This is a genomic window from Leptothrix mechoopdaensis (SeqCode) (genome assembly GCF_053893855.1).
Genome location: NZ_CM132699.1, coordinates 819,002 through 837,213, shown reverse-complemented (window position 1 = coordinate 837,213; position 18,212 = coordinate 819,002). Strand labels below are relative to the sequence as shown.

General features: G+C 70.2%; 15 protein-coding genes and 1 tRNA gene. 14 read left to right on the top strand and 2 right to left on the bottom strand.

Annotation, left to right across the window (positions count from 1 at the left end; translation table 11 throughout):
• Nucleotides 1-88: 88 nt before the first annotated feature.
• Nucleotides 89-745, bottom strand: a complete 657-nt coding sequence (locus tag ACWA7K_RS03785; protein ID WP_456165795.1) for a DNA-3-methyladenine glycosylase family protein — start codon at nucleotides 743-745, stop codon at nucleotides 89-91.
• Between the two features lie 8 nt (nucleotides 746-753).
• Nucleotides 754-2,130 (bottom strand): cysteine--tRNA ligase, encoded by a 1,377-nt coding sequence (gene cysS / locus ACWA7K_RS03780; protein WP_456165793.1) that lies wholly within the window; start codon nucleotides 2,128-2,130, stop codon nucleotides 754-756.
• A 306-nt stretch (nucleotides 2,131-2,436) separates the two neighbouring features.
• On the opposite strand from cysS, the gene ACWA7K_RS03775 reads away from it, so the two are divergent.
• The 14 genes from ACWA7K_RS03775 (at nucleotide 2,437) to ACWA7K_RS03710 (ending at nucleotide 18,188) form a co-directional block, all read left to right on the top strand.
• Nucleotides 2,437-4,281: a L,D-transpeptidase family protein gene (locus ACWA7K_RS03775; RefSeq protein WP_456165791.1), complete on the top strand. Its 1,845-nt coding sequence runs from the start codon at nucleotides 2,437-2,439 to the stop codon at nucleotides 4,279-4,281.
• A complete protein-coding gene (locus ACWA7K_RS03770; RefSeq protein ID WP_456165789.1) occupies nucleotides 4,278-4,847 on the top strand; it encodes a peptidylprolyl isomerase in 570 nt (189 codons plus the stop codon). The genes ACWA7K_RS03775 and ACWA7K_RS03770 overlap by 4 nt, the downstream gene beginning before the upstream one ends.
• A gap of 2 nt (nucleotides 4,848-4,849) precedes the next feature.
• Nucleotides 4,850-5,359, top strand: coding sequence for a peptidylprolyl isomerase (locus tag ACWA7K_RS03765; RefSeq protein ID WP_456165788.1), 510 nt, complete (start codon nucleotides 4,850-4,852; stop codon nucleotides 5,357-5,359).
• Nucleotides 5,359-6,171, top strand: coding sequence for a UDP-2,3-diacylglucosamine diphosphatase (locus tag ACWA7K_RS03760; RefSeq protein WP_456165786.1), 813 nt, complete (start codon nucleotides 5,359-5,361; stop codon nucleotides 6,169-6,171). The genes ACWA7K_RS03765 and ACWA7K_RS03760 overlap by 1 nt, the downstream gene beginning before the upstream one ends.
• 12 nt (nucleotides 6,172-6,183) lie before the next feature.
• Nucleotides 6,184-6,996: a M90 family metallopeptidase gene (locus tag ACWA7K_RS03755; protein WP_456165784.1), complete on the top strand. Its 813-nt coding sequence runs from the start codon at nucleotides 6,184-6,186 to the stop codon at nucleotides 6,994-6,996.
• Nucleotides 6,997-7,112: 116 nt separating this feature from the next.
• Nucleotides 7,113-10,244, top strand: coding sequence for a formate dehydrogenase-N subunit alpha (gene fdnG / locus ACWA7K_RS03750; RefSeq protein WP_456165782.1), 3,132 nt, complete (start codon nucleotides 7,113-7,115; stop codon nucleotides 10,242-10,244).
• Between the two features lie 12 nt (nucleotides 10,245-10,256).
• Nucleotides 10,257-11,114: a formate dehydrogenase subunit beta gene (gene fdxH / locus ACWA7K_RS03745; RefSeq protein ID WP_456165780.1), complete on the top strand. Its 858-nt coding sequence runs from the start codon at nucleotides 10,257-10,259 to the stop codon at nucleotides 11,112-11,114.
• Nucleotides 11,111-11,749: a formate dehydrogenase subunit gamma gene (locus ACWA7K_RS03740; RefSeq protein ID WP_456165778.1), complete on the top strand. Its 639-nt coding sequence runs from the start codon at nucleotides 11,111-11,113 to the stop codon at nucleotides 11,747-11,749. Before fdxH ends, ACWA7K_RS03740 begins: the two co-directional genes overlap by 4 nt.
• The gene (fdhE, locus tag ACWA7K_RS03735; protein ID WP_456165776.1) at nucleotides 11,746-12,816 is read left to right on the top strand and encodes a formate dehydrogenase accessory protein FdhE; all 1,071 of its coding nucleotides are present in this window, start codon (nucleotides 11,746-11,748) and stop codon (nucleotides 12,814-12,816) included. Before ACWA7K_RS03740 ends, fdhE begins: the two co-directional genes overlap by 4 nt.
• 59 nt (nucleotides 12,817-12,875) lie before the next feature.
• Nucleotides 12,876-14,294, top strand: a complete 1,419-nt coding sequence (selA, locus tag ACWA7K_RS03730; RefSeq protein ID WP_456165774.1) for an L-seryl-tRNA(Sec) selenium transferase — start codon at nucleotides 12,876-12,878, stop codon at nucleotides 14,292-14,294.
• A 15-nt stretch (nucleotides 14,295-14,309) separates the two neighbouring features.
• Complete coding sequence (locus ACWA7K_RS03725; RefSeq protein WP_456165772.1) at nucleotides 14,310-14,852, top strand: TlpA family protein disulfide reductase; 543 nt, start codon at nucleotides 14,310-14,312, stop codon at nucleotides 14,850-14,852.
• An 83-nt stretch (nucleotides 14,853-14,935) separates the two neighbouring features.
• The gene (locus ACWA7K_RS03720; protein WP_456165770.1) at nucleotides 14,936-16,060 is read left to right on the top strand and encodes a transglutaminase-like domain-containing protein; all 1,125 of its coding nucleotides are present in this window, start codon (nucleotides 14,936-14,938) and stop codon (nucleotides 16,058-16,060) included.
• Nucleotides 16,061-16,082: 22 nt separating this feature from the next.
• Complete coding sequence (selB, locus tag ACWA7K_RS03715) at nucleotides 16,083-18,053, top strand: selenocysteine-specific translation elongation factor (RefSeq protein WP_456165768.1); 1,971 nt, start codon at nucleotides 16,083-16,085, stop codon at nucleotides 18,051-18,053.
• 39 nt (nucleotides 18,054-18,092) lie between these two features.
• A tRNA-Sec gene (locus ACWA7K_RS03710) sits at nucleotides 18,093-18,188 on the top strand.
• Nucleotides 18,189-18,212: the final 24 nt, after the last annotated feature.

Genomic DNA, 18,212 nt, shown 5'->3' with positions numbered 1-18,212 from the left:
AGCGCCTTTCCTTCTGCTGTCGGCGGCAGGTCCTTGCAGGATCCGTGCCGCGCCAGCGCATGGCTGGATAACGGTCGATCAGTGTAGTTCAGTAGTCGACCGGCAACGGGTCCAGGCTGCGCCAGACGTACCAGGTGGCAACCGACCGGAACGGGGCCCAGGCGTCGCCGACCTCGCGCGCCTCGGCGCGCGAGACCGGCTCGCCGCTGAAGTAGTTCAGGCTGATGCCCTTGATCAGCCCGAGATCGTCCAGCGGCAGCACGTTCGGGCGCATCAGGTGGAAGATCAGGAACATCTCGGCGGTCCAGCGGCCGATGCCGCGGATCGCCACCAGCTCCTCGATGATGGCCTCGTCGTCCATCGACGACCAGTGCGTCTCGTGGACCGCGCCGTCGATGAAGTGGCGGGCCAGGTCGCGCAGGTAGTCGCACTTGCGGGCCGACAGGCCGGCCGAGCGCATCGCCTCGACGCCCAGGTCGATGACCCAGCCGGGCTGCAGCGGCGCGTCGGCCGAGGCGCCCAGGGCCAGGAAGCGCAGCCAGACTGACTGCGCGGCCTTGACCGAGATCTGCTGGCCGACGATCGATCGGGCCAGCGTCGTGAAGGCATCGCCGCGGCTCTGCAGACGGGCCTCGCCGAAGCGCGGGATCAGCTTCTTCATGACCCGGTCGCGCTTCATCAGGTGCTTGCAGGCCTCGTCCCAATAGTCGGGCGTGACCAGCGCCAGGGCCGCAGGCGTGTTCATCGGGGCGCTCAAGCCTTGACCCAGGTCGTGCCCTGCGGGGTGTCCTTCAGGATCACGCCCTGCGCGGCGAGCGCGTCACGGATGCGGTCGGCCTCGGCGAAGTTGCGGGCCGCCTTGGCCGCCTGCCGGGCCTCGATCTGGCCGGCGATCGCGGCTTCGTCCAGGCCCGACGCGGCGCCCCCCTGCAGGTAGCTGCGCGGCGGCTGCTGCAGCACGCCCAGCACGCCGGCGAGCTGGCGCAGCAGCGTCGCGGTCGCGCGGTCCTTGGTGCGGTTGACCTCGCCGGCCAGGTCGAACAGCACCGACACGGCGATCGGCGTGTTGAAGTCGTCGTCCATCGCGGCCTTGAAGCGCGCGGCGGCGGGCAGGCGCCAGTCGATCGCCGCCTCGGTGTCGACCGCCACGCCGTCGAGCGCGGTGTAGAGCCGCGTCAACGCGTTGCGCGCATCGTCCAGGCCGGCATCGCTGAAGTTGAACGGGCTGCGGTAGTGGACCCGCAGCATGAAGAAGCGCACCGTCTCGCCGTCGTAGCTCTTGAGGACATCGCGGATCGTGAAGAAGTTGCCGAGCGACTTCGACATCTTCTCGTTGTCGACGTTCAGGAAGCCGTTGTGCATCCAGTAGCGCACCCAGGGCTGGCCGGTCGCGCCCTCGGTCTGGGCGATCTCGTTCTCGTGGTGCGGGAACTGCAGGTCGAGGCCGCCGCCGTGGATGTCGAAGCGCTCGCCGAGCAGCGCGCAGCTCATCGCCGAGCACTCGATGTGCCAGCCCGGCCGGCCGGTGCCGAAGGGGCTGTCGTACTTGACGTCGGCCGGCTCCTCGGGCTTGGCCGATTTCCACAGCACGAAGTCGAGCGGGTCGTCCTTGCCATCATTGACGGCCACGCGCTCGCCGGCGCGCAGCTGGTCGAGCGACTTGCCCGACAGCTTGCCGTAGCCCTCGAAGCGCCGCACCGCGTAGTTCATGTCGCCGGTGCCGCTGCGGTAGGCCAGGCCCTTGTCCTGCAGGCGGCCGATCAGGTCCAGCATCTGCGGCACGTACTCGGTGGCGCGCGGCTCGTGGGTCGGGCGCTCGATGCCGAGCGCGCCGATGTCCTGGTGCATCGCCGCGATCATCTCGTCGGTCAGCTGCCGGATCGTGATGCCGCGCTCGGTCGCGCGGCGGATGATCTTGTCGTCGATGTCGGTGATGTTGCGGACATACGTGACCTTGTATCCGCTCGCGCGCAGCCAGCGGTAGACCACGTCGAAGGCCATCATCATGCGGGCGTGGCCGATGTGGCACAGGTCATAGATCGTCATGCCGCAGACGTACATGCGGACATGGCCGGGCTCGAGCGATTCAAAGGTCTCGACCGCACGGGTCAGGCTGTTGTGTAGGCGCATAGGACGACGCGACTCGGGCCGCTTCGCGTGTTGGGTGACATCGAGGTGGCACGTTCACCGGAAGGCCCGGGGGGCACCACTCGAACAAGGGGGGCGGGCCGGCAGACGGCGGGTCCGGGGGCCCGGATACATCGGTCGCGCGACGCGGTCGACGCGGCCTCGCAGGCCCGGAAGGACCCCTGCTTGGCCTCCCCTAGAATGATTTCAGTATAGCCCTGGACCCTCTGACGTGAGCCTTGCGCACCCCCTCCGCCAGACCTCGCGACGGGTCGTCCGCCTCCCCTCCGGTGACCGATGCACGAGCCCGTGAGATCGCCCCGGATCGGCCTGGGGGCGATCGTGTCGAGGCTGGCATCGGCACTGGTCCTGCTGCTGTTCGCGAGCCTCGTGCCCGCCCAGCCGGCCAGTCCCGCCGCCGACCCGCTGGCCGCCGAACTGGACGCCGCGCTGACCCTCGCGCGCAGCGGCCAGCGTGAAGCCGCCCGGCAGCAGCTGGAGTCCCTGGTCGGTCGATGGCCGGATCGGCCCGAACCCCACATGAACCTCGCCACGCTGGCGATCCAGGATCAGGACGGACCGGGCGCGCGGGCCCATCTCGAGGCGGCGCTGAAGACCAGCCCGATGCACGCGCGGGCCTACGAACTGCTGCAGTTGTTGCATGCGCAGATGGCTCGCCAGGCCTATGACCGCGCGCTCGGCCAGGCCCGCCATGACGACACGCCGATGGCGCTGCCGTGGACCCTGACCGGCGGCAGCGCGCGCCGGCCCGCGCCGACGGCGTCCGACAATGCGGCGCCCGCACCTTCAGCCTCGTCTCCGGAGCCCGCCGTGCCCGCCACGACCGAACCTCGGCCCACCGCCTCGATGACGACGCTGCAGCGCCTCGTCTGGATGGCGCTGGCCTCGCTGCTGCTGCTGGCCGGTGGCATCACGATGGTCTGGGCGCGCGGGCGCCACGCGGCGGCCCCGGCGGCCGCACCGGTCGACGAGGGCAACCTCGCCGCCGCCTACGCGACCACGATCCAGCATGACGAGGCCGAGCCGATCGCCGCGCCCGCCGAGGCGCCCGAGGCCCGGCTGATCGGCGTCTACCGGCTGGTCGGCCAGGCCCGCCTGCCGCAGGCGCTGGCCGCGATCGAAGCGCTGGTGCGCGACGTGCCGCAGTTCGCGCTGGCGCAGCTGGTCTATGGCGACCTGCTGCTGGCCTCGACCGGCGACCTCCAGACGCCCGGCGCCGTCGGTGCCGCCAACCCCGCCGCGCAAGCCCTGCGACGCGAAGCGGTGCTGCGCCTGCAGGCGCTGGCCGAGACACCGCCGACGGGCACCTGGCCGCGGCAGGTGCTGCAACTGTCGGCCAGCGTGCGGCACGTCGTCGCGGTCGACACCTCGCGGGCCCGGCTCTACGTGATCGAGAACCAGGCCGGCAGCCCGCGCATCGTCGGCGACCACTACGTCTCGATCGGCAGCCGCGGCACCGGCAAGCGCAACGAAGGCGACCAGCGCACGCCGCTGGGCGTCTACAGCATCACCAGCCACCTCGAGGGTGCCCAGCTCGGCGACTTCTACGGCGCCGGCGCCCTGCCGCTGAACTACCCCAACGACCTCGATCGCCAGCAGGGCCGCACCGGCGCGAACATCTGGATCCACGGCACGCCGACCGGCCAGTACAGCCGCGCGCCGCTGGCCACCAACGGCTGCATCGTGATGGCCAATGACGACCTGTCGCGCTGGCTGCGCCTGCTGGCGCCGCGCCACACGCCGGTCATCGTGGCCGAACGGCTCGAATGGGTCGCCCCGCGCCAGCTGATGGCCCAGCGCCAGACCGCCCTCGGCCTGATCGAGAGCTGGCGACGGGCCCGGACGCACAGCGACCTGACCGGGCTGATGACGCTGTACTCGATGCACTTCGACAATGGCGAGGATGGCTACGATGCGTGGCGCGAACGCCTGCGAGCCGAAGCCCGCGCCAGCCCGGGCCGCGAACGCGAGCTCGATGAACTCAGCGTGCTGGGCTGGAACGAACCCCGCGACGTCCTCGTCGTGACCTTCCGTGAGCGGCTGCGCGGCAGCACGCACGGCCTGATGCGGCGCCAGTACTGGTCGCACGACAGCGGACAATGGCGCATCTTTTCCGAAGGAGTCCTTGAATGAACCTGGCCACCCTGGCCCGCGGCGCAGCCGCCCTGACCCTCGGCCTCGCCCTCAGCGGCGTCGCCCTCGCACAGAAGGTGCGGCTGTCGACCACGCTGGGCGACATCGTCGTCGAGCTTGACGCCGCCAAGGCGCCCAAGACGGTCGAGAACTACATCGGCTACGTCAAGGCCGGCCACTACGACGGCACGATCTTCCACCGCGTGATCCCGAACTTCATGATCCAGGGCGGCGGCATGGAACCCGGCATGAAGGAGAAGAGCACCAAGGCGCCGATCCCGCTGGAGAGCCGCAACGGCCTGTCCAACGCCCGCGGCACGATCGCGATGGCCCGCACCATGGTGCCGGACTCGGCCACGGCGCAGTTCTTCATCAACGTCAAGGACAACACCTTCCTCGACCAGCCCAACTCGCAGGACGGCAACGGCTACGCGGTGTTCGGCAAGGTCATCGAGGGCATGGACGTGGTCGACAAGATCCGCGTCGTGCCGACCGGCAACCGCGGCCCGCACCAGAACGTCCCGAACGAACCCGTCATCATCAAGAAGGCCACCCTGGAGAAATGAACATGGCAGCACCTCAAGTCGACCTGCACACCACCGCTGGCGTCATCCGCATCGAGCTCGATGACGTCAAGGCCCCCCTGTCGGCGGCCAACTTCCTCAGCTACGTCAACAGCGGCCATTACGACGGCACGGTGTTCCACCGCGTCATCAAGGGCTTCATGGTCCAGGGCGGCGGCATGGAGCCGGGCCTGAAGCAGAAGCCGACCCAGGCCGCGATCCAGAACGAGGCCAACAACGGCCTGAAGAACGACAAGTACACGCTGGCGATGGCGCGCACCAACGCGCCGCATTCGGCCACCGCGCAGTTCTTCATCAACACGGTCAACAACGACTTCCTGAACTTCCGTTCGGAGTCGCCGCAAGGCTGGGGCTACGCCGTGTTCGGCCGCGTCATCGCCGGCACCGAGATCGTCGACCAGATCGAGAAGGTCCGCACCGGCAGCCGCGGTCACCACGATGACGTGCCGGTCGAGGACGTCGTCATCACCAAGGCCGTGGTCGTCGCCGCCTGATGAGCCTGGGCCCCGCGTGGACCCTTCCGCCAGAGACCCGGTCGGTCGAGTTCCTCGCCGACCTGCACCTGGCCGAAGACACCCCCGCCACGCTGGCGGCCCTGGCGCAGCACCTGCGGCACACCGATGCCGACGTGCTGCTGCTGCTCGGTGACATCTTCGAGGTCTGGATCGGCGACGACAGCCTCGACGAGCTCGGCAGCTTCGAATCCCGCGCCTGCGCCCACCTGGCCTCGGCCCTGGCGCAGCGCGACACCCCCCTGACGCTCGGCCTGGTGGTCGGCAACCGCGACTTCCTGGCCGGCGAGCGCCTCTGTGCCGCGCTCGGCCTGCGCGCGCTGGCCGATCCGACCGTCCTGCACGCACCGTGGGACGAGGCCCTGCTGGTCGCGCACGGCGATGCCTGGTGCCTGGACGACCACGCCTATCAGGACTTCCGCCGACAGGTCCGCAGCCCCGGCTGGCAACAGGCCTTCCTGGACCGGCCGCTGGCCGAACGGCGCGCCATCGCACGCGGCCTGCGCGAGGCCAGCGAGGCCCGCAAGCAGGCCCAGGGCGCCGAGGGCGTCGAGACCTGGGGCGACCTGGACGACGCGGCCGTGCGCGCCGCGCTGGACCTCGCCGGCGCGCGCACGCTGGTCCACGGCCACACCCACCGCCCGGCCTGCCACGCGCTGGGCGACGGCCTGACGCGCTGGGTCCTGAGCGACTGGCATGACGCGCCCGACGGCCGCTCGCTGCAGCGTGCCGACGTGCTGCGCTGGCGCGCCAGCGGCATCGAGCGCCGGGCACCGCTCGGCGCGCCCGCCTGAGGCCGATCCGCCATGCTGGACTGGTGGCGACGCTGGCGTGACGCACGGGCGAAGCAGCAGCGCGCGATCCCCGACGAGCTGTGGCTGGACACGCTGCACCGCCTGCCCTTCCTGAAGCGACGGCCGCTGGCCGACCTGCTGAAGCTGCGCGAGGACTGCGCCGTCTTCCTGGACCGCCACGAGTTCCACGGCGCCGGCGGCCTGGAGGTCACCGACGAGATGGCGGTGGCCGTCGCCGCGCAGGCCTGCCTGCCGGTGCTGCACCTGGACCTGGCCGCCTATGACGGCTTCGTCGGCATCGTCCTGCACCCGGGCGAGGTGGTGGCGCAGCGCCAGTGGGTCGACGAGGACGGCGTCTGCCACGAGGGCAGCGAGGAGCTGGCCGGCGAGGCCATGCCCGGCGGTCCGGTGATGCTGGCCTGGAGCGAGGTCGCCGCCAGCGGCGAGACCGCCGACGAGGGCTACAACGTCGTCATCCACGAGTTTGTCCATGTCATCGACCTGCTCGATGGCGAGGCCGACGGCATCCCGCCGATGCCCGATGCGGCCACGCGGCGGCACTGGCTGCGCGTGATGGAGGCGGCCCACGCCCGCCTGGTCCGGCAGGTCGAACGAGACGAGCCGACCGCCCTGGATCCCTATGGCGTGCATGGCCTGGAGGAGTTCTTCCCGGTCGCCAGCGAGGCCTTCTTCGTCGCGCCCGAGCTGCTGCTCGAACACGAGCCGGCGCTCTACGAACTGCTGTCGGGCTACTACCGGCAGGATCCTGCGGCGACCCGTCCGGCGGCGGCACCCCGTCTGCGACAACTTGGCAGGACACCCTAAGGATCAGCCCCGATGGCTGGTCAACCGGGTCGGCGATTCAATCGGCTCGGGTTCTGCAAAGTGGCCCTGGAAGGGCCTCGCACACGTCGGGCGCAACGCCCAAGGAGATCTCACCCATGGACATGGACCGGAGGCAGTTCTTCCGGGTCAGTGGAGCGGGGCTGGCAGCGTCCAGCCTCGTCGCGCTGGGCTTCTCGCCCACGGCCGCCCTGGCCGAGACGCGCAACTTCAAGCTGGCCCGGACCACCGAGACCCGCAGCATCTGCCCGTATTGCTCGGTCAGTTGCGGCCTGATCATGTACACGCTGGGCGACAAGGCGAAGAACGTCCGCTCGACCATCGTTCACGTCGAGGGCGACCCCGACCACCCGGTCAACCGCGGCACGCTGTGCCCGAAGGGCGCCGGCGTGATGGACATGATCCAGTCCAAGGACCGCGTCAAGGTCCCGCAGGTCCGCGAGGCCGGCAGCAACGAGTGGAAGCGCCTGTCCTGGGAAGAGGCGCTGACCCGCGTGGCCGCCCACCTCAAGGCTGACCGCGATGCCAACCTGATCAAGACCAACGACAAGGGCGTGACGGTCAACCGCTGGAACACCACCGGTTTCCTGATCTCGTCCGCTTCCTCCAACGAATCCGGTTATCTGAGCGTCAAGGTGGCGCGTGGCCTGGGCATGGTCGCCCTGGACACGCAAGCGCGCATCTGACACGCACCGACGGTGTCCAGTCTGGGCCCGACTTTCGGTCGCGGAGCGATGACCAATTCGTGGACGGATATCAAGAACACGGATCTCGTCCTGATCATGGGCGGCAATGCCGCCGAAGCCCACCCCTGCGGGTTCAAGTGGGTCACCGAGGCCATGCAGCAGCGCAAGGCCAAGCTGATCGTGGTCGACCCGCGTTTCACGCGCTCGGCCGCCGTGGCCGACTTCTATGCGCCGATCCGCGTGGGGACCGACATCGCCTTCCTGGGCGGCGTCATCCACTACCTGCTGAGCAACGAGAAGATCCACCTCGACTACGTCAAGCTGAACACCGACGCGGCCTTCCTGGTCAAGGACGGCTACTCGTTCGAGAACGGCTTCTTCAGCGGCTACAACGCCGACAAGCGCAACTACGACAAGTCCACCTGGGGCTACCAGATGGGCGAGGACGGCTTCGTCAAGGTGGACGACACGCTGCAGAACCCGCAGTGCGTCTTCCAGCAGATGAAGAAGCACTACGCGCGCTACACGCCCGAACTGGTCAGCCAGATCACCGGCACGCCCAAGGACAAGTTCCTGAAGGTGTGCGAGATGCTCGCCGGCACCGCCGCGCCGGACAAGGTGATGACCATCTGCTACGCGCTCGGCTGGACCCAGCACTCGATCGGCTCGCAGAACATACGCACGATGGCCATGATCCAGCTGCTGCTGGGCAACATGGGCCGTCCGGGTGGTGGCATCAACGCGCTGCGCGGTCATGCCAACGTGCAGGGCATCACCGACATGTGCGCCTACTCCGAGGTGCTGTCGGGCTACATCGGCGCGCCCGGTGATGCGGACGTCGACCGCGCGACCTACCTGGCCGCGCGCACCGGCAAGCCGCTGCGTCCGGGCCAGATGGCCTTCACGCAGAACTTCGCGAAGTGGCAGACCAGCCTGATGAAGGCGTATTACGGCAATGCCGCGACGGCCGAGAACCAGTTCGCCTACGACTGGATCCCGAAGCGCGACACGGCCTACGACATCCTGGCCATCTTCGAGCGCATGCACCAGGGCAAGATGAACGGCTTCGTCGTGCAGGGCTTCAACCCGCTGGCGGCGGTGCCCGACAAGAAGAAGCTGTCGGCGGCCCTGTCCAAGCTGAAGTTCCTCGTCGTGATGGACCCGCTGGAGACCGAGACCAGCGAGTTCTGGAAGAACTACGGCCCGCTCAACGACGCCGACCCGTCGAAGATCCAGACCGAGGTGTTCCGCTTCCCGACCAGCTGTTTTGCCGAGGAGACCGGCTCCTTCACCAACTCCAGCCGCGTCATCAGCTGGAAGGAGAAGGCCGTCGACCCGCCGGGCGAGGCCAAGCCGGACTCGGAAATCATGGCCCGGCTGTTCGTCAAGCTGCGCGCGATGTATGCGAAGGACGGCGGCGCGCTGCCCGAGCCGATCGCCGCCCTGAGCTGGCCCTATCTCAACGCCAACGTGCCGCAACCCGGCGAGCTGCTGCGCGAGATTTCCGGCAAGGCGCTGGCCGACCTGTTCCCGCCGCCGCCTGCGGCTCCGGCGCCGGCCGTGGCCGGTGCCAAGCCTGCTGCGGCGCCGGCCGCACCTGCCGCGCCGGTCGCCCCGCTGGTCAAGGCCGGCGAGCAGCTGCCGGGCTTCGCGGTGCTGCGCGACGACGGCACGACGAGCTGCGGCAACTGGATCTACGCCGGTTGCTGGGGCCCGACGGGCAACCTGACCGCACGGCGCGACAACAGCGATCCGACCGGGCTGGGCGTGTTCCCGAACTGGGGCTTCGCCTGGCCGGCCAACCGCCGGATCCTCTACAACCGCGCGTCGGCCGACAAGGACGGCAAGCCGTGGGATCCGTCGCGCAAGTACCTGGCCTGGAACGGCACGTCATGGGCGGGCGGGGCCGACATCCCCGACATGCGCCCGGATGCCGCGCCCGAGCAGGGCGTGGGCGCCTTCATCATGAACCCCGAGGGCGTCGCCCGACTCCATGCGGTGGGCATGAACGAAGGTCCGTTCCCCGAGCACTACGAGCCGTTCGAGACCCCGCTGGGCGTCAACCTGATGTGCCCGACCAACCCGGGCGCGGTCAGCAACCCGGCGGCACGGGTCTACAAGGGCGACCGGGAGAACTTCGGCAAGCAGGACGAGTTCCCGTACGCCGCGACCACCTACCGCCTGACCGAGCACCTGCACTACTGGACCAAGCACTCGCGCAGCAATGCCATCGTCCAGCCGGCCCCCTTCGTCGAGATCGGCGAGGAGCTGGCCAAGGAGAAGGGCATCAGGCAGGGTGACAAGGTCAAGGTGCGCAGCAAGCGCGGTGAGGTCATCGCGGCCTGCGTGGTGACCAAGCGGATCAAGGCCATGGAGGTCAACGGCAAGAAGGTTCACCACGTCGGCATCCCGATCCACTGGGGCTTCAAGGGGGTGACGCAGAACGGCTACCTGGCCAATGCCCTGACACCGTTCGTCGGCGACGCCAACTCGCAGACACCGGAGTTCAAGGCCTTCCTCGTCAATATCGAGAAAGTGAGCTGAGTCGTGGCCAGCATGCAATCCCAGGACGTGGTGGCCCGCTCGGCCACCACCTCGCCCACGCCCCAGGTGCGGACCAACGCACCGCAGGTCGCCAAGCTCATCGACGAGTCCAAGTGCATCGGCTGCAAGGCCTGCCAGGTGGCTTGCATGAACTGGAACGACCTGCGTGACGAGGTCGGCACCAACATCGGCGTGTACGACAACCCCAGCGACCTGACCGCCAGCAGCTGGACGGTGATGAAGTTCTTCGAGGTCGAGCCCGAGAACGGCAGCCTCGAATGGCTGATCCGCAAGGACGGCTGCATGCACTGCGAGGACCCGGGGTGCCTGAAGGCCTGTCCTTCACCCGGCGCGATCGTCAAGTACAGCAACGGCATCGTCGACTTCATCAGCGAGAACTGCATCGGCTGCGGCTACTGCATCAAGGGCTGCCCGTTCGACGTGCCGCGCATCAGCGCGGCCGACAACAAGGCCTACAAGTGCACGCTCTGTTCGGACCGGGTCGGCGTGGGGCTGGAGCCCGCCTGCGTCAAGACCTGCCCGACCGGCGCGATCGGCTTCGGCACCAAGGAGGAGATGGTCTCGTACGGCGAGAAGCGCGCCGGTGAGCTCAAGGAGCGCGGCTTCCAGAACGCGGGTCTCTACAACCCGCAGGGCGTCGGCGGCACGCACGTCATGTACGTGCTCAAGCATGCCGACAAGCCCGAGCTGGAGGACCTGCCGGCCAACCCGACGATCAACCCGATGGTGTCGGTCTGGAAGGGCATCGCCAAGCCGCTCGCGGTGGCGGGCATGGTCGGCGCGGTCGTGGCCGGCTTCTTCCACTACATGAAGGTCGGTCCGATCGAGTCGGAAGAGGAGAAGTCATGAGCCGCATGCTGCAACGCTATGGCGACTCGGAGCGCATGAACCACTGGTTCATCGCCCTGATGTTCGTGCTGGCCGGGCTGTCGGGCCTGGCCTTCTTCCACCCCAGCCTGTTCTTCTTCACCAACCTGTTCGGCGGCGGCCCGTGGACGCGCATCCTGCATCCCTTCCTGGGGCTGCTGATGGTGATCGCGTTCCTGGGCCTGTTCGTGCGGCTGTGGAAGGAGAACGTCATGACCGAGGCCGACAAGGAGTGGTCACGGCACATGGGCGAGATGCTGCGTGGCAACAAGGCCAACCTGCCACCGGTCGGCAAGTACAACGCCGGTCAGAAGCGGGTGTTCTGGGCCATGTCGATCAGCCTGCTGGTGCTGGTCGCGACCGGCCTGATGTTCTGGCGCCCGTGGTTCGCACCGCTGTTCCCGATCAACGTGCTGCGCGTCGCCGTGCTGCTGCACTCGGTCGCGGCGGTCGTGCTGGTGCTGTCGGTGATCGTGCACGTGTATGCGGCGATCTGGGTCAAGGGCACCGTGCGGGCAATGACCCGCGGCACGGTGTCGGAGAACTGGGCGCGCCTGAACCACCCGCTCTGGCATGAGGAAATGACCCGTTCGACCGCGAAGGAAAACGCCCGATGAGCGCCAGCGCCACGGTCCGCGTGATGAGCCCGGAGGAGATCGCCTCGCGGGCCGGTGGCGCCACGCCCTACTTCCGCTGGCCGCAGCGCGAGACGCTGTTCGCCGAGCGGTCGATGCGGCTGCGCCAGCTCGCGCGCGGCCACGCGATGGGCGATTTCCTCGCCTTCATGGCCGAGCTGGCGATGGCCCAGCACCAGGCCCTGAAGGACTTCCCGTCCGGCGTGCCGCTGCCCGACGCGGCCGCGCTGGACAGGGCCGCGCAGCGCGGCGAACCGCCGCTGTCGACGCTGGACTGGCCACGCGACCCGGCCTGGCAAGCCGCGCTGCGCCAGATCTGCCTGACCCTGCGGCCAGCGGCGCCGGCACCCGTGCAGGCGCTGCTGGACGGCCTGGTGCGGGCCGACGCCGACCACCTCGAACAGCAGGCCGACCGGCTGCTGACCGGGCTGATGCGCGGGCTGGACATGGGCACCGCCCCGCTGATCGCCGCCGCGCTGCAGGTTTACTGGACCCACCTCGTGCTGGAGGTGCAGCGCCAGCACATCGGCAGTGGTCAGCCCTTCGGCCGGCCCGACGACCACGCCAGCGGCGTCTGCCCCTGCTGCGGCAGCCGGCCGGTGGCCAGCATCACGCGCAGCGAAGGCGAGTCGCTCGGTCAGCGCTACCTGCATTGCGGGCTGTGCAACACCGAATGGCACCGGGTGCGCATCCAGTGCGCGCACTGCGGCAGCGGCAAGGCGATCGCGTTCCAGTCGCTCGACACCGCCGAACTGGCCGAAGGACTCGACGAGGACGAGGCCGCCGCCCGTTCGGCCCGCGCGGCCCAGGCGGCGATCCAGGCCGAGACCTGCGACGACTGCGGGCACTACCTGAAGATCCTGCACACCGACCGCGACCCCGGCGTCGACGCGGTGGCCGACGACCTGGCCTCGATCACGCTGGACCTGCTGGTGGCCGAGACCGGCCTGCAGCGCCACGGGCTGAACCTGATGCTGCTGTTCGGCGAGCCCGACGACGCGGCGACGGTGGATCCCGGCGGCACGCCACCCGATCCCGGAGGCGCGTGATGGCGCGGCCCGAAGAATCCGTGGTTCACGGTTCCAAGGCCCCCGGCGAGACAGGCTCCGTGACGGAGCCGGCCGGCCCCAAGGACCTCCCCGCCGTCGACCGGCTGCTGCGCCTGCCCGCCGCTGCGGCGCTGCTGCAGGAACACGGCCACACGCTGGTGGCCCGGCACGCACGGGCGCTGCTGGATGGCTTGCGCGCCCGGGCGCTGGCCGGTGCGCTGGCCCGCGCCGAGGTCGAGCCCGACGCGCTGACCGGCGCGCTGCAACAGCGCATCGACGCCGCGCTGGCGCCGGCGATGCGGGCGGTCTTCAACTGCACCGGCACCGTCATCCACACCAACCTCGGCCGCGCGCTGCTGGCCGACGCTGCGCTGCAGCAGGTGCTGGGGCTGATGGCGAGCCCGAACAACCTCGAGTACGACCTGGCCAGCGGCGGCCGCGGCGACCGCGACAGCCTGGTCGAGGACCTGCTGTGCCAGCTGACCGGCGCCGAGGCCGCCACCGTCGTCAACAACAACGCGGCGGCCGTGCTGCTGACGCTGGCCGCGCTGGCGCGTGACCGCGAGGTGATCGTCTCGCGCGGCGAGCTGGTCGAGATCGGCGGCGCCTTCCGCATCCCCGACGTGATGACGGCGGCCGGCGCCCGGCTGGTCGAGGTCGGCACCACCAACCGCACCCACCCGCGCGACTACGAGAACGCCATCGGCGAGCGCAGCGCGCTGCTGATGAAGATCCACACCAGCAACTACCAGGTGCAGGGCTTCACCGCCTCGGTCGACGAGGCCACGCTGGCCGGCATCGCGCAGCGCCACGGCCTGCCGCTGGTCAGCGACCTGGGGGCCGGCTCGCTGATCGACCTGTCGGCCCACGGCCTGCCGCACGAGCCGATGCCGCAGCAACAGCTCGCCGCCGGCTGCCAGCTCGTCACCTTCAGCGGCGACAAGCTGCTGGGCGGACCGCAGGCCGGGCTGATCGTCGGCCACAAGGCGCTGGTCGATCGCATCCGCCGCCACCCGATGAAACGCGCGCTGCGCGTCAGCAAGCTGCCGCTGGCGGCGCTGGAAGCCACGCTGCGGCTCTACCTGCGGCCCGAACGCCTGAGCCGCGACCTGCCCACGCTGCGCCTGCTGACGCGCCCGCTGGCCGACATCCGGGCCACCGCCACGGCGCTGCAGGCCGATGTGGCCGCTGCCGTCGCACCCCGTTTCGGCGTGCAGGTGGTCGACGACCTGCTCGGCCAGATCGGCTCGGGCTCGCTACCGGTCGACCGCCTGCCCTCGGCCGGCCTCGCCATCACCCCGCTGCAGAAGAAGGGCGCCGGCCGGGCGCTGGACGAACTCGCGACCGCCTTGCGCGCCCTGCCCCGCCCGGTGATCGGCCGCATCGCCGACGACCGCCTGCTGCTTGACCTGCGTTGCGTCGAGAATCACGCCCTTTTCGCTGCCCAGCTGGGCACCTTGCGCGACCTGCTGGCTTGAGCCCCGAACCGACACATGAACCCCGACCACGCCGTGACACGCCGCAGCCTGCTGGGCCTGGGCCTCGGCCTCGGCGCGCTGGCCGCGCTGCCAAGCCGCGCGGCCACCGACCCGGCCGACAGCCAGCGCACGCCCTGGCCCCGTGGACAGGCCACGCCCGGCCTGGAGCTGGCGACCTGGGACGGCCCGACCTGGCGCCTGGCCGATGCGCGCGGCCAGGTCGTCGTCATCAACTTCTGGGCCAGCTGGTGCGAGCCCTGCCGCACCGAGCTGCCGTCGCTGGAACTGCTGGCGCAGCGCCACCTCGACGACCGCGTGCAGGTCGTCACCGTCAACCACCGCGAGACCGACGCCGCCGTGCGCCGCTACCTCGACATCGAACCGCTGAGCCTGCCGGTGCTGCGCGACCGCGACGGCGCGGCCTCGCGGGCCTGGGGCGCGCGCGTGTTCCCGACCACCGTCGTCGTCGACCGCAAGGGCCGTGCGGCCTTCAGCGTCGTCGGCGAGATCGACTGGGCCGGCGCCGCGCCGCGACGCTGGCTGCGCGAGCTGATCTGACGCCTGCCGAAGCCCTATCCCTATTCCCCAATCCCCGATCCCCGAACCTTGAACCCTGACCGACCTGCCCTGGAGCCCCGACCATGAAACCTCTCCGCCTGGACCGCCGCACCCTGCTGAGCTCCGGCGCCGCGCTGGCCGCGCCGCTGCTCGTCCCCGGACTGGCCCGCGCGCAGGCCGCGACCGAGCGCCGCTTCGAGCCGGTCGTTGCCGGCTGGCGCACCTTCGAGGTGACCACCACCGTGCAGATCGCCGACGTGCAGGGCGCGACCCAGCTGTGGCTGCCGGTGCCCGACATCGACAGCGACTACCAGCAGTCGGTCGACAACAGCTGGACCGGCAATGCCCGCCAGGCCGGTCTGGTGCGCGAGCCGAAACACGGCGTGCGCATGCTGCATGCCACCTTCGCGCCCGAGACCGCCCAGCCGACCGTCACGCTGACCAGCACGCTGCGCACCCGCAACCGCGCGGTCGACTGGAAGGGCCGCCCGGCCGTCGCCGAGGATCCGGCCGTGCTGAAGGCCAACCTGCAGCCGACCGAGCTGAAGCCGCTGGACGGCATCGTGCGCAAGACCGCGCTGGACGCGACGCGCGGCGCGAAGACCGATCTCGACAAGGTGCGGGGCATCTACGACTGGGTCGTCGCCAACGCGCACCGCGAGCCCAAGACCCGCGGCTGCGGCACCGGCGACATCAGGACGATGCTGGAGACCGGCAACCTGGGCGGCAAGTGCGCCGACCTGAACGCGGTCTTCGTCGGCCTGTGCCGCGCCGTCGGCGTGCCGGCCCGTGACGTCTACGGCCTGCGCCTGGTGCCGTCGGCCTTCGGCTACAAGGAACTGAGCGGCAACCCCGCCAACCTGAAGGGCGCCCAGCACTGCCGCGCCGAGGCCCACATCGCCGGCCTGGGCTGGGTCGCGATGGATCCGGCCGACGTGCTCAAGGTGATGCGCCAGGAGACGGCCGACTGGATCAAGGATCCCGCACACCCGGTGGTGGCCCCGGTGATGAAGGGCCTGTTCGGCGGCTGGGAAGGCAACTGGGTGGGCTGGAACACCGTCAACGACCTGGTCCTGCCCGGCAGCGCCGACACCGGCACCAAGTCCTTCCTGATGTACCCGAACGGCGAGAACGCCAGCGGCCGCTTCGACGAGCTGGCGCCCGACACCTTCAAGTACACCATCACCGCCCGCGAGCTCACGACCTGAGCCAGCGGCGGCGGAGACGCCCATGATCGTCGGCACCGCCGGTCACATCGACCACGGCAAGACCACGCTGGTGAAGGCGCTGACCGGCGTCGACACCGACCGTCTGCCCGAGGAGAAGAAACGCGGCATCAGCATCGAGCTGGGCTACGCATTCCTGGACGTGCCGGAACAGGACGGCGTGGCCGCGCCGCGCATCGGCTTCATCGACGTGCCCGGCCACGAACGGCTGGTCCACACGATGCTGGCCGGCGCCACCGGCATCGACCACGCGCTGCTGCTGGTCGCCGCCGATGACGGCGTGATGCCTCAGACCCGCGAACACCTCGCGGTGCTGTCGCTGCTGGGGCTGCGCGACGGGGCGGTGGTCATCACCAAGGCCGACCGGGTCGACGCCGACCGGCTGGCCGCCGTGCAGGCCGAAGTGGCCACGCTGCTGCAAGGCAGCTCGCTGCAGCAGGCCCCGGTGCTGGCCGTGTCGGCCCACAGCGGCACCGGCCTGCCCGAGCTGCGCGAGCGCCTGCGCGACGCCGCACGCGCCCATGCCGCGCGTCGCGATGCCCGTGTCGACGGGGCTTTCCGGCTGGCGATCGACCGGGCCTTCACGCTGGACGGCGTCGGCACGGTCGTCACCGGCACGGTGCACGCCGGCCGCGTGGCGGTCGGCGACGAGCTGGTCCGCATGCCGGGCGGCCAGAAGGTCCGGGTGCGCAGCCTGCATGCGCAGAACCGGGTGGTCGAGCACGCGCAGGCCGGCCAGCGCTGCGCGATCGGCTTGGTGGGCCTGGCCAAGGACGAGATCGAACGCGGCCAGTGGATCGTCGCGCCCGAGGCGGCCTTGGCGACCGAGCGCCTGGACGTGCAGCTGACGCTCTGGCAGGACGAGACCCGCGCGCTGCGCAGCGGCACGCCCGTGCATGTCCACATCGGCGCGATCGACATGCCCGGCACCGTCGCGATCCTCGATGAACACGAGGGTGTCGACCGCCTGCTGCCCGGCGCCCAGGCGCGTGTGCAGCTGGTGCTGCGCAGCCCTGTCGGTGCCTGGCACGGTGACCGGGTCGTGCTGCGCGATGCCTCGGCCAGCCGCACCCTGGCCGGTGGCACGGTGCTCGACCCGCATGCGCCGGTGCGCTACCGGCGCACGCTGCAGCGACTGGCCGAGCTTGATGCGCTGGGTCTGGAGACGCTGGCCGCGCGGGTCACCGCGCTGGTCGATGCGGCACCGAACGGCGTCGACCTGAACCGCCTCGCCGCTGCACAGGGTCAGCCGCTGGCCTCGTGCCGATCGGCCCTTCCGTCGATCGGCCCCGACACCACCACGCTGCTGACGGCGGACGGCTGGGCCCTCGGGGCCGACCAGACCGGCGCGGCGCGCACCGCCTTGCTGGCCGCGCTGATCCGCTTCCACGCCGGCCATCCGGAGGAACTCGGCCCCGATGCGGCGCGGCTGCGTCGCCTGGCCCTGCCGCGACTGCCCGAGCCGCTGTACAGGGCCTTGCTGGCCCGCCTGCAGGCCGATGCGCAGCTGCAGGTCCGCGGATCCTTCGTCCATCTGCCCGAACACGGCATCCGCTTGTCGGCCACCGAAGAACGACTGGCTCAGAAGGTGAGCCCGGCCCTGGCCGCTGCCGGCTTCGAGGGCGCCTGGGTGCGCGACCTGGCCCGCGATGCCGCCGAGTCCGAGCCGCTGATGCGCGTCACGCTGGCCCGGCTCGCGCAGCGCGGCGAGCTGATGCAAGTGGTGAAAGACCTCTATTACCCGCCGGGCACGATGGCCAGACTTTGCGCCATCGCCCGCGAGGTCGCCCACGCCCATGACGGCGAGGTCACGGCCGCACGGTTCCGCGACGCCACGTCGCTGGGCCGCAAGCGGGCGATCCAGATCCTCGAATACCTCGATCGCATCGGGGTACTCCGTCGGGTAGGTGACCTCCACCGGCTGCGCGCCGACAGCCAGCTGTTCCGCGACGAGGAGGTGAGCACGTCGTCCTGACCGGGCCGGACAGGACCGGCGCACGACACGAGATTCCCGGGAGGGGAAACGATCCTGGTGGGTCGGCCGGGCTTCAAACCCGGTGGGTGGCGCCATGCGTCGCCGGGTGGGTTCGACTCCCATTCCCTTCCGCCACGAAACGAAGAAGCCCCGCATCGG

Bases quoted from the DNA above. Each gene is read 5' to 3' on its own strand.
- ACWA7K_RS03760 (WP_456165786.1), top strand. From the start codon at position 5,359: ATGAGCCTGGGCCCCGCGTGGACCCTTCCGCCAGAGACCCGGTCGGTC.
- ACWA7K_RS03725 (WP_456165772.1), top strand. From the start codon at position 14,310: ATGAACCCCGACCACGCCGTGACACGCCGCAGCCTGCTGGGCCTGGGC.
- ACWA7K_RS03720 (WP_456165770.1), top strand. From the start codon at position 14,936: ATGAAACCTCTCCGCCTGGACCGCCGCACCCTGCTGAGCTCCGGCGCC.
- fdxH (WP_456165780.1), top strand. From the start codon at position 10,257: ATGCAATCCCAGGACGTGGTGGCCCGCTCGGCCACCACCTCGCCCACG.
- cysS (WP_456165793.1), bottom strand. From the start codon at position 2,130: ATGCGCCTACACAACAGCCTGACCCGTGCGGTCGAGACCTTTGAATCG.
- ACWA7K_RS03755 (WP_456165784.1), top strand. From the start codon at position 6,184: ATGCTGGACTGGTGGCGACGCTGGCGTGACGCACGGGCGAAGCAGCAG.
- ACWA7K_RS03770 (WP_456165789.1), top strand. From the start codon at position 4,278: ATGAACCTGGCCACCCTGGCCCGCGGCGCAGCCGCCCTGACCCTCGGC.
- selB (WP_456165768.1), top strand. From the start codon at position 16,083: ATGATCGTCGGCACCGCCGGTCACATCGACCACGGCAAGACCACGCTG.
- ACWA7K_RS03785 (WP_456165795.1), bottom strand. From the start codon at position 745: ATGAACACGCCTGCGGCCCTGGCGCTGGTCACGCCCGACTATTGGGAC.
- ACWA7K_RS03765 (WP_456165788.1), top strand. From the start codon at position 4,850: ATGGCAGCACCTCAAGTCGACCTGCACACCACCGCTGGCGTCATCCGC.
- ACWA7K_RS03740 (WP_456165778.1), top strand. From the start codon at position 11,111: ATGAGCCGCATGCTGCAACGCTATGGCGACTCGGAGCGCATGAACCAC.
- fdhE (WP_456165776.1), top strand. From the start codon at position 11,746: ATGAGCGCCAGCGCCACGGTCCGCGTGATGAGCCCGGAGGAGATCGCC.